General features: G+C 68.4%; 11 protein-coding genes. 5 read left to right on the top strand and 6 right to left on the bottom strand.

What is annotated here, in order from left to right:
* Window positions 1-147: 147 nt before the first annotated feature.
* From KNN16_RS03745 to KNN16_RS03730, 4 genes are all read right to left on the bottom strand, one after another.
* On the bottom strand, window positions 148-5961 hold the full coding sequence (locus KNN16_RS03745) for a GAF domain-containing protein (RefSeq protein ID WP_303898966.1): 5814 nt from the start codon (window positions 5959-5961) through the stop codon (window positions 148-150).
* A gap of 12 nt (window positions 5962-5973) precedes the next feature.
* On the bottom strand, window positions 5974-6405 hold the full coding sequence (locus tag KNN16_RS03740) for a response regulator (RefSeq protein WP_299283008.1): 432 nt from the start codon (window positions 6403-6405) through the stop codon (window positions 5974-5976).
* Window positions 6395-6784 carry a response regulator gene (locus KNN16_RS03735; RefSeq protein WP_303898962.1) on the bottom strand — a complete coding sequence of 130 codons (390 nt, stop codon included), beginning with the start codon at window positions 6782-6784 and terminating at the stop codon, window positions 6395-6397. The genes KNN16_RS03740 and KNN16_RS03735 overlap by 11 nt, the downstream gene beginning before the upstream one ends.
* A 180-nt stretch (window positions 6785-6964) precedes the next feature.
* Window positions 6965-8146 carry a transposase gene (locus tag KNN16_RS03730; RefSeq protein ID WP_303898960.1) on the bottom strand — a complete coding sequence of 394 codons (1182 nt, stop codon included), beginning with the start codon at window positions 8144-8146 and terminating at the stop codon, window positions 6965-6967.
* Window positions 8147-8336: 190 nt separating this feature from the next.
* On the opposite strand from KNN16_RS03730, the gene argJ reads away from it, so the two are divergent.
* The 3 genes from argJ to lexA all read left to right on the top strand — a co-directional run bounded on the left by argJ (window position 8337) and on the right by lexA (window position 11883).
* Complete coding sequence (gene argJ, locus KNN16_RS03725) at window positions 8337-9536, top strand: bifunctional glutamate N-acetyltransferase/amino-acid acetyltransferase ArgJ (protein ID WP_303898957.1); 1200 nt, start codon at window positions 8337-8339, stop codon at window positions 9534-9536.
* Window positions 9537-9541: 5 nt separating this feature from the next.
* Window positions 9542-10654 carry a M20 family metallopeptidase gene (locus KNN16_RS03720; protein WP_303898955.1) on the top strand — a complete coding sequence of 371 codons (1113 nt, stop codon included), beginning with the start codon at window positions 9542-9544 and terminating at the stop codon, window positions 10652-10654.
* Between the two features lie 539 nt (window positions 10655-11193).
* Window positions 11194-11883: a transcriptional repressor LexA gene (gene lexA, locus KNN16_RS03715; protein ID WP_303898953.1), complete on the top strand. Its 690-nt coding sequence runs from the start codon at window positions 11194-11196 to the stop codon at window positions 11881-11883.
* Window positions 11884-12043: 160 nt separating this feature from the next.
* Here the strand turns inward: lexA and KNN16_RS03710 are convergent, their stop codons facing one another.
* Window positions 12044-14164 carry an acetate--CoA ligase family protein gene (locus KNN16_RS03710; RefSeq protein WP_303898950.1) on the bottom strand — a complete coding sequence of 707 codons (2121 nt, stop codon included), beginning with the start codon at window positions 14162-14164 and terminating at the stop codon, window positions 12044-12046.
* A 197-nt stretch (window positions 14165-14361) separates the two neighbouring features.
* Here KNN16_RS03710 and KNN16_RS03705 point away from each other — a divergent pair, with 197 nt between their 5' ends.
* Both KNN16_RS03705 and mutY read left to right on the top strand, forming a co-directional pair.
* Window positions 14362-14961 (top strand): biotin transporter BioY, encoded by a 600-nt coding sequence (locus tag KNN16_RS03705; RefSeq protein ID WP_303898947.1) that lies wholly within the window; start codon window positions 14362-14364, stop codon window positions 14959-14961.
* A 150-nt stretch (window positions 14962-15111) separates the two neighbouring features.
* Entirely contained in the window at window positions 15112-16254 is a 1143-nt protein-coding gene (mutY, locus tag KNN16_RS03700; protein ID WP_303898945.1) for an A/G-specific adenine glycosylase, read from the top strand.
* Here the strand turns inward: mutY and KNN16_RS03695 are convergent.
* Window positions 16220-17260 (bottom strand): zinc-binding dehydrogenase, encoded by a 1041-nt coding sequence (locus KNN16_RS03695; RefSeq protein WP_303898942.1) that lies wholly within the window; start codon window positions 17258-17260, stop codon window positions 16220-16222. The genes mutY and KNN16_RS03695 overlap by 35 nt on opposite strands.
* Window positions 17261-17293: the final 33 nt, after the last annotated feature.

Here is a 17293-nt window from a genome sequence, read left to right as displayed (position 1 = left end):
GAATCGGTTGCATGGGATTATAAGGCATCGGCCTGGGGAAGACGGCAAGGGGAGCCCTCAGACAAAAGGATCGGGGCCGGGGATACGCGCGGCGCGCCTCCCCGGCCCCCGACCGCCTCCAGCCGGGCCCTGCGCGCTCCCGGCGGCTTAGCTTTCCGCCGGGGCACCCGATGGATGACGGGCCCGGCGCACGACCTCCAGGATCTCCGCGAGGAGCGCCTCGGGGTCCGCACCCGCTTTCTGGAGCAGCCGCTCGATCCGCCCGTTGAGCCGTCGGCGGTCCTCCTCGGTCAGCGCTTTGGCCGTGAGCACCAGGATGGGGAGGGAACGGGTGGACGGATCCTCCCGCAGCGCCTCCACCACGGCGAACCCGTCCATCTCCGGCATCATCAGGTCCAGGATCACCAGGTCAGGCCGCTCCCGTCGGGCCAGGGCCACCCCTTCCGGGCCGTTCGCCGCTTCCAGAACGTGATAGCCCCCTGCGTTCTCCAGGACCCGGCGGATCAGCTGGCGATCGCCCTCCGAGTCATCGATCACCAGGACCTTCAGGGGGCGGGGTCGACCGTCCACCCGCTGGATGGCTTCCAGCAGCTCCTCTTCGGTGAAGGGCTTGACCAGATATTCCGCAGCCCCCAGGCTGAACCCCTGGCCCCGCTCGTCGAGGATGGAGCAGATGATCACCGGGATCGCCCGGGTTTGGGGATCGGCCTTGAGTTCCTGAAGGACCGTCCATCCGTCCTTCTGGGGCATCATGATGTCGAGGGTGATGGCATCCGGCCGGAGGCGGCGAGCCGTCTCCAGGGCCTCTCGGGGATCCGTCAGGCCGACCACTTCGAAGCCGTGCTTCTCCAGATACCGCCGATATAAGGTGATCACGCCGGGGTCGTCGTCGATGCAGAGGATCACCGGCCGGCCCGGTCGGGGTTCGCCCGCAAGCCGTGGCCGGGCCCGGGGGAGCGTGAAGAAGAACGTCGAGCCCTTCCCGACCTCGCTCTCCACCCAGATGCGCCCGCCCATCAGCTCCACCAGACGCCGGGCGATGGCCAGCCCCAGCCCGGTCCCGCCGTAACGCCGGGTGGTCCCGCTCTCCACCTGGGTGAACTCCTGGAAGATCTCCTCCTGTTTCTCCCTGGGGATCCCGATCCCGGTGTCCTGCACGGCGATCGTCACAAAGGATTCGTCCGCCCAGGCGCGCACCGCGATGAAGCCCTGGTCGGTGAACTTGGCCGCATTGGAGACCAGGTTGAGCAGGACCTGTCGGGCTCGCTGCGCGTCCGCCCAGACCGGCGAGAGGTCCTCGGGGACCTCCTGGCGGAGCTCGATGGGTTTGTCGCGGGTCAGGCCGACGGCGGTGGACATCACGCCGCGGATGATCTCCCGCATGTCCACTTCGGAGAACTGGAGCTCCATCCGGCCGGCCTCGATCTTGGAGAGATCGAGGATGTCGTTGATCAGGCCCAGCAGATGCTGGCCGGCGTTGTAGATGGCGGTGAGGTCCTGGCGCTGGGCCTCCGTCAGCGGCCCGTCGATCCCCTTAAGGATCACCCGGCTGAAGCCGATGATGGAGTTCAGCGGGGTGCGCAGCTCGTGAGACATGTTGGCGATGAATTGGGTCTTCAGGCGGTCCAGCTCCCGCAGGCGCTCGGCCGTGCGCTTTTGCTCCTCGTAGAGCATGGCGTTCTGAAGGGCCACGGCCAGGCTGTCGGCGACAATGCCCAGCACGGCGAGATCCTGCGGGGAGAACGCATGGGGACGGTCGGCCTGGATCGTCAGAGCGCCCAGCACCCGATCGCCCACGATCAGGGGCAGGGCCATCTCGGCCCGGGTATCCGGGAGCAGGGGGTTCACATAACGGGCCTCGGCCTCGCTCACATCCTGGGCGATCACCGGCTGCCGGCGGGCGCAGGCCTGGCCGATCATGGATTCCCCGCCGACGCGCAGGCGGTGTCCCTGGGCGACCATCCGCCGGCCGGCCTCCCCGGTGCCCGCCCGCAGGACGGCCCACTCCCCGCTGGGATCCACCAGGAAGGCTCCCACGTAGTAGTAATCGAACCGCTGGCGGATGAGGTCCACCGCCTGTTGTAACAGCTCCTCCACATCCAGCACGCTGACGACGATCCGGGCGATCTCCGCAGCAGTCTGGATGCGGCGGGCCTGGCGCTGGGCCTCCTCATACAACAGGGCGTTCTCCAGGGCGACGGCGGCCTGCTGGGCGATGGTCTGAGCCAGACGCAGCTCCTCGGGCGTGAAGGCATGGTGGGCCCGCACATAATCCAGGCCCACCGTGGCGATCACCTGGCCCCGGGCCACCAGCGGGACGATGGCGATGGAACGGATCCCCAGACCGGCCAGCAGAGGCCCGGTGGCCTCCAGCCGCTCGTCCCGGAGAACATCCAGCGCCCACTGGGGTTGTCCGGTCTCCATCGCCTGCCGGGTAAAAGCGTTGTCGATCTGGATTTGGACCCCAATGAAGCCCTGGGCCGGATACTCCGCCACCACCGTCCCGACATCCCGGCCTTTCTCCCACAGCGCCGCGCCGCTATGGTCCGCCCCCAGCACCTCCACATAGGCCCGGCACACGGCCTCCAGGATCTCGGTCAGGTTCAGGGAACGGGAGAACTCCAGGGCCAGGCGGTGGAGGGTGGCCAGCTCCTCCGCTTGCGCCTGGGCCTGGGCGTAGAGCCGGGCGTTCTGCCAGGCGGTGGCCAGCTGATCCGCCATCACCTGGAGGGCCTGGATGTCCTCTTCGGTGAAGGCAGCCGGCTGTTCAGACTGGATGTCCAGGACCCCGACCAGCTCCCCGCGCACGAGCATCGGCAGGGCGATCTCCGAGCGGGTGAGGGGAAGGAGGGGGTTGGCGAAGCGCACCGGCTCCGCGCCCACATCCAGCGCGATGCGGGCCCGCCGGTGGGCCGCCGCCCAGCCGACCATCGATTGCCCGCCGATCTCCAGCCGGTGGCCCCGTTCTTTCATGATCCGGCCGGGCTCCCCGGTGCCGGCAGCCAGCACCATCCACCGGCCCTCCGCATCGGGGACGAACCAGCCGACATAGTAATAATCGAAGCGCTCCCGGATCCGCTCGACGGCCTCCGCCATCAGACGGTCCGGATCCAGGATGGTGGCCGTGATGCGGCTGACCTCCGCCGCCGCCTGCAGCAGGCGGGCCCGGCGAGCGGCTTCCTCGAAGAGCCCCTGGCGCTGGAGGGCCAGGGCCGCGCTGTGAGCCAGGGTGGTGGCCAGCCGGATCTCCTCCCCGGAGAACCAGCGCTCCCGCCGGCTGTCCCAGATCTCCACGTGCCCGTAATACTGTTCGCCGACCAGCAGAGGGAGCAACAACACGGTCCGGCCGCCATATCGCGCCAGGAGCTGCGCCTCCGGGGCGCCTCGCGCCTCCAGCTCGCTCCGCCGGAGCACCACCGGCTGCCGCGTCCATCGCATCTGAGCGTAGAGCGGATAGTCCTCGTAACGATAATAGGCGCCCACATCGGAGATGCGCTCCTCCGGCATGGCTTCCGGGGCATAGAACTCGCTCATGACGAAGAAGCCCTGTCCATCGGAGGACTCCCGGTTCACATACGCGCTGGTTGCGCCCAGACCGAGGGTGAAGGCCCGACAGATCCGGGTCAGCAGCTCCACCGGCCCGGAGGCCTCCGCGAGGGAGGCGGCGACTTCGTAGAGCAAGGCCTGCTCCCGCAGCCGTTGCTCCAGCAGCTCGAAGAGACGACGGTTCTGGAACACCACCGCCGCCGTGTCGGCGAGGGCCTGCAACCGGCGAACCGTCCGCCCGTCGAGCTCCAGGGGCCGCTGGACCCCCTGGGCGATCAGCCAGCCCCAGAAGACATCGCCGGCCCAGAGGGGGAAGAAGGCGATGGAACGCACGCGATGCCGGAGGTAGAACGCACGGCTGGTCTCGTCCAGCCACGGATCGGTGGCCACATCGGGGACGAAGATGGGCTCCCGGGTGAGCTCCCGGGCGATGATCGGCAGCTCGGCGGCCGTATAGCGTCGGGGCTCTGTGAAAAGCCCCCGCTCTCGATCCCAGATCAGCCGGGCCTGGAGGACTCGTTCCTCCCCTTGAGCTTCCGGATCCTCCGCCATGGCCAGCACATACCGATCCACCCCCTGGACCGGAAGGTGGGCCAGCAAGGCCCGGGCCGCCCCCTCGATGGTCGTCGCGGCCGTCAGATCCCGAGCGGCCTGATACAGCGCCTGGGTCTCCTCCAGGGCCGCCTGGGCCTGCTGATAGAGCCGGGCGTTCTCAATGGCCACCGCCAGCTGGTCCGCCAGGATCTGCAGCACCGAGAGGGCCCCGGGGTCGAACGCCTCCTCCAGCGTGCTCTGAACATCCAGGGCCCCGATGATGCGATCCCCGATCTTCAGCGGGAAAGCGGCCTCGGATCGGGTCTCCGGGAGCAGCTCGTTCTTCAAATGAATCGGATCCTCCGCGGTCCGCTGGGCCACCCGGGGCCGCCCGTTCGCCGTCACCCAGCCGATCAGGCTCCGCCCCCCCACCTCCAGCCGGTGGCCTCGCTCTTTCAGCTTTCGCCCGACCTCGCCGGTGGACTCCTGCAGGACCGCCCACCGGCCGCTCTCCTCGATCAGGAACACCGAGGCATGGTAGTAGCCCAGGCGATCCCGGATCAGGTTCACCGCCGTCCGGAGCAGCTCGTTCAGGTCCAGGGTGGAGGCGATGAGGCGGCCCATCTCCGCCGCCGTCTGCAGCTGATGGGTCCGCTCCTGCACCCGGCGCTCCAGGTTTTGATAGAGATCCTGGAGCCGAACGGCCATCGCGTTGAAGGTCTCCGCCAGCACCCCCAGCTCGTCCCGGGAGGTCACCGGGACCCGGACGTTCAGCCGGCCGGCTCCCATCTGCTGGGCGGCCTCCGTCAGCTCCCGGAGGGGGCGGGTGAGAGAGGCAGAGGCGACATAAGCCAGGCCCACCGCAAGAAGACCCAGGACCACCGTCCAGAGCAAGACCTGGCGTCCCAGCCGCTCCACCGGCGCCAGGGCCTCATCCTCGCTTTGCACCACGGCCAGCATCCAGCCCCGCTCCTCCAGGGCAGGAAGCCGGTGGGCGATCCCCGGTCCCACCCGGCTGTAGGCGATGAGCCAGTCCCGGGTGAACACGGTGCCTTCCGGCCGGGCGAGATCCTCCGGCTTGAGCCCGAGATCCGTGACCCGCTGCTCCCGATGCAACAACCCGATGGGGTCCATCAGGATCGCCCCATCCCGATCCAGCAACAGCGCCCGTCCGGTGCGTCCGATCCGGAACTGGCTGAGGATCCCGAAGATCTGCGAGGCGCCATAGGCGCTGCGCAACACCCCGACCGCCTGATGAGTATCCCGGCGGTAGATGGGAACCGCCAGGTAGACCACTGTGGTCTGGAGGTCCTCGTCGAACTGGAGGGTGCTGATATACGGCGCGCCCCGTCCCTGACTCCAGGCCGCCTGCCACCATGGCTCCCGATCAAAGCGATAGGCGCGAGGAGGCTCCGTGGCCGCGACCAGGATCCCGTGGGCATCGGTGAGGAGCAGGTGCAGGTGGCCGGTGAGACGATCCCGGAGGGCGCGGAGCCGGGCGGCGGCCGGACCCTGGAGGATCTGTCGGCGCAGGCTGGAATCGGGCTGGAGTCGCCAGAGGAGCTCCTCCTGCTGAACGGCATACGCGCGGAGGAGAGGATCGGCATAACGGGCCGAGTGGGCGACGGCCTCGGAGATCAGCGTCTCCTCCTCCGCGCCCGCGCTCAGGCTCTCCACCTGATGCCAGAGCTCCTTCTCCAGGGCCGCCCGCTGGGTCTGGGCCACCCCCTGGAATTCCTCCACAATCCGGCGCTGGAGGGCGTTTGCCAGCAGGCGCCCCGCGATCTCCACCGTCCCCACTACGCTGACCAGCACGACCAGCACGAACCCGGCCAGGAACTTCCAGCGCAACGGCCACGAGCCCCAATCGAGGGACACCATCGCGCGCCCTCCTCAACCGAGTGTCCACACGCCCTCGCCGGCGAGGATGCGACGGATCTGATCGGGGAAGGCGTCCGGGTCGATGGGCTTGCCGATGAAGCCATCGAAGCCCGCCTCCCGCGCCCGCCGCATGTTGTCCTCTGTGGCCTCCGCCGAGACCGCCACCACCCGGGTCCCTCGGAAACGGGGGTCGGCCCGGATCTGTCGGAGGACCTCATAGCCGTCCTCATAGGGCAGATGGATGTCCAGGAGGATGAGATCGATGCGGGGCAGCTGCCCGGCGAACTCCAGCACCTGCCAGCCCGAAGCCTTCCACTGGATGTCCCGCACCCCCAGGTAGCCCAGGAGGCGGGCGATCAGCACAAAGTTCTGGAGGTTGTCCTCGACCACCAGGATGGTGGCCTCCTTCGGGTCCACCGGAGGCTTCATCTGCTCACCGCCCATGAGGGGCCTCCCGGTTCTTCAGGAACGCGGCGATCTGCTCCGGCAACGCATCCACATCGATGGGCTTGGGGATGTAGCCGTCGCATCCGGTCGCCAGGGCCCGCTCCCGGGTGCCGCGGATGACATCCGCCGTGAGCGCCACAATCGGGATCCCCTGCAAATGGGGCATCTGCTTGAAGCGACGGACCAGTTCATAGCCGTCGATGTCGGGGAGATGGAGGTCCACCAGGATCAGATCGGGGTGCATCGAGCGGGCCAGCTCCAGCCCTCTGGGCCCGTCCTCCGCCTCCACCACCCGATACCCCTCTGCCTCCAGGATCCGCCGAACCAGCAGCCGGTTTTCGAAATTGTCCTCGATGTATAAAATAAGTGCCCTCATCCGGCTCCCTCGAAGATCCAGGATGCGGGATGCCGCCTCCCGCCCGTTTGGACCCGGCGGCAAGGCTAATCTAACCTCAAAGGGGGAGCCTGTCAAGCAAGATCGTCCCCCGGATCCCGTTCGGTCTATTTAAATAGGACTTACGCCGTTTTCTGCGTATTCCGGTCGTGGCCTTGGGTTTTAGCCCAAGGCCAGAGGACCGGCCACCGGGGTCGCCCACCGACCCCTGCCCCGGGAGCCTAGGCCCCCGAGGAATTCCACCCCCCTGCGGGCGATGTTCACCGCCGCCGCCTCGTGACGGCCCATCCTCGCCCCGCAAGGGCACGCCAGGACGTGTCCCCTTAGCCTTTCATTCACTTTGCCGCATACCGGACACGCCCGGGACGTGTTCTGTGGGTTCACGAAGATCAAGGGAACCCCATAAAACCTCGCCTTGTGAACCAGAATCCGATGGAAAGTCATAATGCTCCAAAAGTTCAGTAGACGCTGCCGCATCCTCCTGGACTTCCCCTCCCCAATCCGCTCCTTCATCCCCCGAAGATCCTCCAGCACCAGAGCCGCCCGCATCCCCAGCGCCCAGGCGATCAGCGCCAGGGCCAGATGATGCCAGAAGTTCTCCGTCTTCTGCTTCCGAATCCTTCGATGCTTGGAGGCGATCTTCTTCCTGGCCTTCGGGTTGCGCTTCCCTCTCGTCCCTCTGATCTCGCGCCGCAGATGGTCCCGGTTGACCTTCCCCACATATCCCGTGTCGATCTCCCGGATCTCACCGGTGGAGGTCACGAAGGCCGTCAGATTCCCCTCGTTGCTGTCGATCCCGATCACCCCCTCCGGCTTATAGGGGATGGGGTCGGGGAACTTGAGGGGGATGGAGAGGGAGTGGGCCGTGAGCGTCGGCTCCCCCATCCGCGCCCGTCCCGCCTTCCACTCATCCAGCAGCCGGCGATACTTGTGATGAGGGCGGAAGGTGAGGATGATGGGCTCCGGATCCCGGGGGAAGACCGGGATCGTGACGGTCAGGATCTCCCCGTCCCACTCGATCTTCACCGTCTGCCGGACCAGATAGATCGAGGGGCGCCGGATCTCCGGCCGGTCTGCCCGGGTCTTCCCCTTCCGCTGCTGGTTTCGGAAGCCGTGGACGATCCGGGCGCCGGATCGGATCGCCCCGTAGATGAGGTTGGAGTGGAGATCCGGATGCTGCGCGCGCAGGGAGGGGTAGAGGGCCTGGATGAGGGTGAAGGTGGCGGTTTTGCCGTTTTCCAGGGCGTAGTCGACGGCCTGTCGCTGGATGTCGGCGCAGGCCTCCATCAGGGCGCGGATCCTGGGATGCTCCTCGAATCGGAACCGCAGGCAGACCGTCGGCATCGCCGCCGCCTCCATCATGATGATCGCCCCGTCCGTCGCATGGGGAGAAGGACGGATCCAACTGCGTAACTCCTATTAAAATAACCGGGGCAGGGGGGTGTGCGGTTACGGAAAAAGCGTTCCTCCCATCGCAGGGGGAACGCCGTGCGAAGGGGAGATTCCTTTCGTCTCAGGGAGGAGGAGCGCACCCATGAGCGTCACCGCACCTCGGGGATTTCGGGCGGCCGGGGTGGCCTGCGGGATCAAGGCCAGCGGCGCCCTGGATCTGGCCCTGGTGGCCAGCACGCATCCTTGCACCGCCGCCGCCGTCTTCACCACCAACCAGATCAAGGCGGCCCCGGTCCGATACGATCAGGTCCTCCTCGCCCGGCGGCGCACCGGCTTCCGGGCGGTGATCATCAACTCCGGGAACGCCAACGCCTGCACCGGACCGCGGGGGCTGTCGGACATCTACGCCATCGTGGACCTGGCCGGGTTCCTCCTCGGGTTCCCGCCGGACACCATCCTGGTGATGTCCACCGGGGTGATCGGAGTTCCTCTCCCCGTCGATGCCATCCGGGCCGGCCTTTTCCAGGCCATCCCGGCCCTCTCCGAGGAAGGAGGAGAGGCGGCCGCCCGAGCCATCATGACCACCGACACCCGGCCCAAGATGGCGGTCCGCCGGCTGACCCTGAACGGCACCCCGGTGACCATCGGGGGGATGGCGAAAGGGGCCGGGATGATCCATCCCCATATGGCCACGATGCTGGCGCTGATCACCACGGACGTGGCGGTGGAACCCGAACTCCTGGACGACCTCCTGCGGGCCGCGGTGGACGCCAGCTTCCATCGGATCAGCGTCGACGGCGATCAGAGCACCAACGACACCGTCATGATCCTGGCCAACGGGGCCTCCGGCGTCGCCCTGGATGCGCGCAACGCGCCCCTTTTCCGGGAAGCCCTGACGGACCTGTGCGTCGAGCTGGCCCAGGCCATCGTGCGGGACGGCGAAGGGGCCACCAAGTTCGTGGAGATCCGGGTGCGGGGGGCGCGCACGCCCCAGGAGGCCCGCCACATCGCCCGCCACATCGCCCGCTCGCCGCTGGTGAAGACCGCCTTCTACGGGGAGGATCCCAACTGGGGACGGATCCTCGCCGCAGCCGGATCCGCCGGCGTCTCCCTGGACACGGAGGCCATCTCCCTCTGGATCCAGCGGGGAGAGGAACCGCCCCTGCTGCTCTTCGATCGGGGATCCCCGGCCCTGTATTTCGAGGATGTCGCGCGGGAGATCTTCGCCGCCCCTTCCTTCCGGGTGATCCTGGAGCTGGGCCTGGGGGATGGGGAGGACTGGGTCTGGACCTGCGATCTCTCCCACGAATACGTGACCATCAACGGGCGCTACCGGACATAAGTGCGATGAAGGCCCCGGCGCGCGAAGGCCTGGAGGGCTTTCTGCGGGAGACTCTGGCCCGGCTGATCGCCATCCCCTCCCCCAGCGGTGAGGAGGGAGCGCTCCTCATGTTTCTGGAAGGATGGCTCCGGGAGCGCGGCTTCCCGGTTGCCCGCTTCCCGGTGCCGGACCATCCCTGGCCCAACCTCCTGATCCATCCTCAGCCCCGCCCGCGATTGCTGATCGATGTCCACATGGACACGTTCCCCCCCTCCGATCATCCTCAGCCATATGAGGCGGTGGAGCGGGAAGGCCGCATCTACGGGCGGGGGAGCGCGGACGTCAAGGGGGGGCTGGCCGCGCTGCTCAGCGCCCTTACGCTCCTCGGCCCCGAGCGCCTCGCCGGATCCCCGGTCACCATCGCCCTGACGGTGGACGAGGAGAACATGGGCCGCGGGGCGGAAGCCCTCGCCCGGGCATGTCGGCCGGAGGCGGTGCTCGCCATCGAGCCCACCCAGATGGAAATCCATATCGCGGAGGCCGGCACCCTGGAGCTCGCCCTCGAGGTCCGGGGCCAGCCGGCCCACGGCTCCGCGGTGGAGAGCGGCCGCAACGCCATCCGCATCGCGATGGCGCTCATGGAGGAGCTGGAAGCCCTCCCGGCCATCCAGGCCCAGCACCCGCGGATCGGCCGCGGCACGGTGACCCCCCTGTTCATCCACGGCGGGGAGCGAGCCCTGGCGATCCCCGACCGCTGCGCCCTGCACCTGGACCTCCGGTGGCTCCCCGGGATCCCGCGGGAGGCCCTGCTCGCCCAGGTCGAAACCGTCCTCACGCGTCATCCGGTCCGCTGGGAGATCCTCGATCTCTCCCCGCCCTTCGAGACTGATCCCCAGGCCCCGCTGGTTCAGGCCCTGGCCCGCGCCCTCACGGAGATCGGCCTCCCCGTTCGCCTGGGCGGGATGCCCAGCTGGACCGACGCGGAGCCCTTCGCCCGGTATGGCGCCCAGGCCGTCGTCTTCGGCCCGGGGACCCTCGCCGTCGCCCACACCCCCGACGAACATATCCACCTCCTCGAGCTGCACCAGGCCACCCAGGTCTTCCTCGCCCTCCTCCAGCGGTTCACCGCATCAACCTGAGCGCGTGCAAAATCCCTGCCCGGTCGCCTGAACCGACGGCCATCTCCACCTGTAAGCCGAAATTCATTTCGGCATCCCTATGTTTTAGGGATGTAGGAGCGGCTTCAGCCGCGACCTTTGCGCCATCGAGAACCAGGGGTTTGGAGTTGTCGGAGCGGCGTCCATCGCAACCCTCGCGTCATCGAAGACGGAGGGTAACGGAGGTTCGGGGCGAAAGCCCCTCCTACAAAAACCGCCCGCTCTTCTTCTCCAATGCTCGGAAATTAGCTTGTAAGGCGATTGCGGACAGTTGCCCTGCTTGAACCGATCGCGCAACGGGAGGGGGAAAGGTTGCCTCTGCCCCTCTTCAATCATTCCGGGGCATGAGCTGCAGGTCAACCATTCGCAGTTGTCCTGCGGCCTGACCGCCTTGTAGGACAACTGCTCGCAGTTGTCCTACTTTCGCTTGACATCGAACAGATGTTCGCATAAGATTTGGGAAAACTTGGGATAAGCCTTGGGATCCGGCATACGCGTTCTGTCGACGGGGAGGATGTCCGATGAAACAGAGGCGGCGGGTGCAGGCGCGGCGGGATCTGCGGATGGAGATCTACCGGTTCATCGTCCGCTGGCATCGGGAGCAGGGGACCTATCCGACCGTCCGGGAGATCCAGAAGGGGTTGCGGATCTCCTCCACGTCTCTGGTGCATTATCATCTGCGCCGGCTGGAGGAGGCGGGCCTGGTCCAGCGGTTCGACCGGCGATCCCGGGGGATCCGGCTCCGTCAGTGGCCCGACGGGCTGACCCCATCGGAGGACTTGATCTCCTTGCCCTTTATGGGGTTCATCGCGGCGGGCGATCCCATCCCGAATCCGGATGCGGAGCCGCAAGGATGGATCCTCATCCCTCGCCTCTGGCTCCTCGAGACGGACGGGCTCTTCGTCCTGCGTGTGCGCGGGGATTCGATGATCGACGCCCTGGTCCGGGATGGCGATCTGATCGTGGTGAAGCCTGCGGCCCGGGTTGAGAACGGGGAGATGGCGGTGGTCTGGCTGCGGGATCGCCAGGCGACGACGCTCAAACACGTCTACTATGAGCCGGAGCAGGGGCGCATCCGACTTCAGCCCGCCCATCCATCCATGAAACCCCTTGTGCTCCCCGAGGAGAACGTTCAGATCCAGGGGAAAGTCATCCAGGTGCTCCGCAACCTGAACGGCGCCCCCCTCCCCACTGTGCCCCCAGCCGGATAGGGCCCTGGCGCCCCTTCCTCTTTGAGGTTCAGGCGGGGCGCAGCGCTGCTGCGCCCCGCTCCCATGTTGCGCCTTGTTCGAATGGGCGCCGGGAGGATCCTCCGGAGCCTCATTCGGAGGCAACGATGAGGGGACATCACGGAAACGGGCGAGGCCCTTTTCAACCCCTGAAGGAGAGCGCAGCCTCCGGGACCGGGCTTTCCCGGACGAGGATGACCCGGACATCCACGGCATGGACGCCCTCCCCCGGGCGGCCCACGATCAGCGGGTTGAGATCGATCTCCGCGATCTCGGGATGCTCCTGCATCATCCCGCCGACCTGCCGCAAGATCTCGAGCACGCGCTCCGGTCGCTCCAGGCGTCCCTCCCGGCTGCCCTGCAGCAGACGGCGACCGATGGTCGTTTCCTCCAGCATGGCCTCTGCCTCCGCCTCGCTGAAGGGCACCAGCCGGAAGGCCACGTCCTCCCGGAGCTCCGCTTCCACTCCACCGGCCCCGAACATCACCACCGGGCCGAAGAGGGGGTCCCGGTAGGCGCCGATGATGAGCTCCAGGCCCGACGGGGCCATGCGCTGGATCAGCGCATATTCCCCGGGACGGATCAGCCGGGAGAACGCGTCGCGCACCTCGTCGGGCTTCCAGAGGTTCAGGATCACCCCGCCCTCCGCGCTCTTATGGATCAACCCCGGGGCCACCCGCTTCAGGGCCACCGGATAGCCGATGCGCTCAGCCAGCGCGATGGCCTCCTCGGGGGTCGCGGCCAGCCCGGAAGGGGGCACGGGCAAGCCCCACGCCGCTGCCAGCTCCGCTCCGGCCTGAGGATCCAGCCGATCCTTCCCCCAGGCGATCGCCTCTTGAAGCACGGCCGTTGCGCGTCCCCGATCCAGGGGTTGAGCAGGCGCGATAGGCGCCTGTAGACGGCGCCGGATCCCGGCCCATTCCCGCAGGACGCCCAGGGCGAACGCTGCCCGGCACGGGGTCAAGAAATGGGGAACCCCGGCCCGGTGGAGAACCCGGGCCGCTGCGAGGGCCTCCGTGCCGCCGAAGATCACCCCCACCACCGGCCGAGGGCTCCCGGAGGCCGCGCGCCCGATGGCCTCGGCGACCTCCCGGGTGGAGGTGACCGCCTGCGGGACGAAGAGGGCCATCACCGCGTCCACCTCCGGCGCCCGCAACAGCACCTCCAGGGCTTGCGCGTAATGGGAGGGCTGCGGACCCCCCATCAGATCCACCGGGTTCCCGGTGAAAGCCTGAGGCGGCGTGACCTTCCGGAGGGCTTCCTGAGTGTCTTCTGAGAGCGAAGCGAGCTGAAACCCGGAGCGGGCCAGGTGATCCGCCCCGATCGCCGCCGGCCCCCCCGCGTTGGTCAGGATCACCGCCCGGGGTCCCGGAGGCGGGGGCTGCATCGCCAGGGCGAGGGCGGCGTCCATCAGGGCTTCCAGAGAATCCACGACGATGGCCCCCACCGCGCGGGCGACCGCCCGGAAGATGCGCTCCGGCAGGGCCAGCGCCCCGGTGTGAGAGGCCACCGCGCGGGCTCCTTCCGGCGTGCGTCCCGCCCGCAGGATCACCAGGGGTTTGCGCTCGCTCACCCGACGGGCCGCTTCCAGGAAACGACGGCCATCGCGGATCCCCTCCACATACGCCGCCACCACCTGCGTAAACGGATCCGCCATCAGGGAGAGCAGGGCGTCGGCCAGGTCGATATCCGCCTGGTTGCCCAGGCTGATCACCCGGGAGAAGCCGATCCCCACCGCGGCCCCCCAGTCCAGGAGCCCGCCGCACACGGCGCCGGAATGTGACACCAGGCCCACCGGCCCCGGCTCCGGCATCCGATGGATGAACGTAGTGTTCAGAGGGATCCGCGTGTCGATGAGGCCGACGGCGTTCGGCCCGATGAACCGCAAGCCATAGCGACGCGCGATGGCCCGCAGGGCCTCCTCCCGCTCCCGCCCTTCCCCCCCTCGCTCGGCGAAGCCGGAAGCCACCAGGATGGCCGCCCGGATCCCCCGCCGCCCACAGGCCTCCAGGGCCGCCACGCTCTGTTCCGCAGGGACCATCAAGATCGCCAGGTCCACCGGGTCCGGGACCTCCGCCAGGGAGCGGTAAACGGGCAGGCCCAGGATCTCACCCCCCCGCGGGTTCACCGGATAGATCCGCCCGGGATATCCCGAGCGCACCAGATTCTGCAGGACGCCATAGCTGAGCTTAACCGGCTGCGCGCTCGCCCCCACCAGGGCGATCCCGCGAGCGTTCCAGAAGGGCGCAAGAGGATCGTCCATAAGCGCCTCGTTGCGAGGAGATCTCCGCCGCAAATCTTAACGAATGTTTGGAAGGATGCGTAATTCGAGGGCCCCTTTTTCGCTGCAATTGATCAGCAAAAACGGACGCGCCCGGTGCGGCGTTCCTGCGGATTTGACGCGCTCCCGGCGGGACATTAGGATGGGGGTCTCAGAGCACGTTGTGGAGGGAAGTCTTCATGGTGCTCAGCGATCTTCTGATCCCGGCGGCGCTGCGCCGGACCCGGGCGCAGCAGCGATTGGCGGATGCGGTTCTGATCCTGGGCGGCAGCCTGCTCACCGCGCTGATGGCCCGTGTGGAGATCCCCCTGCCCTTCACTCCGGTGCCCATCACCGGCCAGACCTTCGCGGTGCTGCTGGTGGGGGCCGCCCTGGGGAGCCGGCGGGGAGCCCTCAGCATGGCGGTCTATCTCCTCGAGGGAGCCCTTGGCCTGCCGGTGTTCGCCGGAGGAGCGGCCGGGCTGGCCCGGCTGCGGGGGCCGACGGGGGGCTACCTCATCGGGTTCATCGCCGCCGCGTTCGTCACCGGCTGGCTGGCAGAGCGAGGATGGGATCGACGGCCGGCGACGACCGCCCTGGCGATGCTAACGGGCAACGCCGTCATCTATCTCTTCGGTCTGCCGTGGCTGGCCTGGTTCGTCGGGGGCTTCCTGGGCCCGAAGGGCGCGCTGGCCCTGGGTCTTCTGCCCTTCGTGCCCGGCGATCTTCTGAAGCTCCTCCTGGCGACCCTCGCCTTCCCTTCCGCCTGGCTCCTCGTCCGCCACGCCCGCGCCTCGTAACGGATCCAGGCCTCCCGGAAAGCGGTGGGGGCGAGGCCTTCCCCTTATGCCCCCACCGCGCCTTCCTCACCGATCCGACGAAGTTGAGCCTTCCCACGCTCCGGAGGACAATTCTCTCTCAGGAACCCGAGACAGGGCCGGACGAGGGCGATGGAGCGCGAAGGAAAGTCCTCCGGGATCTCCGACGTAGAACGCGCCATCGGGGAGGCGCTGCTCCGCTGGTATGAAACCCATCGGCGCGACCTGCCCTGGCGGCGACGGCAGGACCCCTATGCCGTCTGGGTCGCGGAGGCGATGCTGCAGCAGACCCGGGTGGAGACGGTCATCCCGTATTACGAGCGGTTCCTGGCCCGCTTCCCCACGTTGCAGGATCTGGCCGCCGCGCCCCTGGAGGAGGTGCTCAAGGCCTGGGAGGGATTGGGCTACTACGCCCGGGCCCGCCACCTGCACGAAGCGGCCCGCCGCCTGATGGAAGAACGCGGCGGAGAGTTCCCCCGCACCCTGGCGGAGTGGCGGCGCCTGCCGGGGGTCGGCCCTTATATGGCGGCGGCCATCCTCAGCATCGCCTTCGGCCAGGACCTCATCGCTCTGGATGGCAACGCCATCCGCGTGCTCGCCCGCCTGTTCGCCTTCGAGCAGGATCCCCGACGCCCGGCGGGCCGGCGGCAGCTCCAGCAACGGGCGGAACGCCTGCTCCCGTCCGGGCAGGCCGGCGTCTTCAACCAGGCCCTGATGGATCTGGGCGCCACCCTCTGCACCCCCAAATCCCCGCGCTGCCCGGAGTGCCCCCTCCGCGCCTTCTGCGCCGCCTACGCCCAGGGGAATCCGAAAGCCTTCCCGGTTCGGGCTCCCCGACGGATGCTCCCCCATTACGACGTGACGGCAGGGGTGATCGAGGCGGACGGCCGGGTGCTGATCGCCCAGCGGCCCCTGCAAGGCATGCTGGGGGGATTGTGGGAGTTCCCCGGAGGCAAGGTGGAGTCCGGCGAGAGCCTGGAGGAGTGTTTGCGGCGGGAGCTCCGGGAAGAGTTGGGGATCGAGGTGGAGGTGGGAGAGCCCCTGCTGACCCTCCGTCACACCTACACCCACATGCGCATCACCCTCCACGTCTTCCGATGCCGCATCCTCTCCGGCACCCCGCAACCCATCGGCTGCGCCGACGTCCGCTGGGTGCCCATCGCGGAGCTGGACCGCTACGCCTTCCCCCGCACGGATCAGCGGATCGTGGAGTGGCTACGGCAGGAAGGATCCTCTTCGCTCACCCGTCAGACCACGGGTCGATCGCGAACTTGAACCCCTGGCGGCGCTCCATCCGCTCGAAGGCCTCCCACAGGCGCGTGAGCGGAAGCTCCCCGCTGATCAGGAGATCCACCGGGATCCGCCCCGCGCGCAGCAGGCTCAGGGCAGCGCGGACGAATCGAGGATGGTGATGGAAAACCCCGCGCAGGGTGAGCTCCTGATAGTGCAGGCGGGCGGTGTCGAAGGAGGCCCGCGTGCCGACCGGGCAGCCGCCGAACAGGATCACGCGCCCGCCCGGCCGCGCCAGCTCCGCGGCCGCCTCCCAGGCCTCCACCCGCCCGACCGCTTCAATGACCACATCGGGCCGCTCTCCGAAGGCCTCCTCCAGCTTCGCCGCGAGGGCATCCCGAGGATCCAGGAGGAGATCCACGCCGATGGATCGGGCAGCCTCCCGGCGCTCCGGATGGGGATCCGCCAGGGCCACACGGGCGCCCCGGAGCTGCGCCAGATGGGCCAGCATCAGGCCCAGGGCACCGCCCCCCAGCACCAGCACCGTCTCCCCGGGCCGGATCTCCGCGGCCTCGACCCCCCGGAGGGCGCAGGCCAGGGGCTCCACCAGGGCCGCGGCGGCCGCCGGGAGGGAGTCCGGGATCGGATACAGGTTCACCCGGACGATGGGCGCGGGGATGCGGGCATACTGGGCGAAGGCCCCGAAGAAAAACGTGAGGTGAGGGCAAAGGCTGAACTCGCCCCGCTGGCACATGCGGCACGATCCGCAGGGGGCGGAGTTGGCCGCCACCACCCGCATCCCGGGCCGGAAATCCGTCACCCCCTCCCCGACCGCGACCACCTCCCCGGCCACTTCATGGCCGAAGGGAGAGGGCAACGGGCCCAGGGCCGGATGCCGGCCCCGCCGGAAGATCTTCACGTCGGTCCCGCAGGTCAGCGCCCGCTCCACCCGGATCACCACCTCGCCCGGCCCGGGCTCCGGCACCGGCACCTCCTCCAGCCGCAGATCCCCCGGCCCATGCAACCGGGCCGCCAGCATCCGTTCCGCCACGGCCTCCTCCCGGATCCAGGATCACCCTCACAA

Source organism: Thermoflexus hugenholtzii (assembly GCF_018771565.1).
GTDB classification, from domain to species: Bacteria; Chloroflexota; Anaerolineae; order Thermoflexales; family Thermoflexaceae; genus Thermoflexus; species Thermoflexus hugenholtzii_A.
This window is presented reverse-complemented; position numbering and strand designations above follow the sequence as displayed.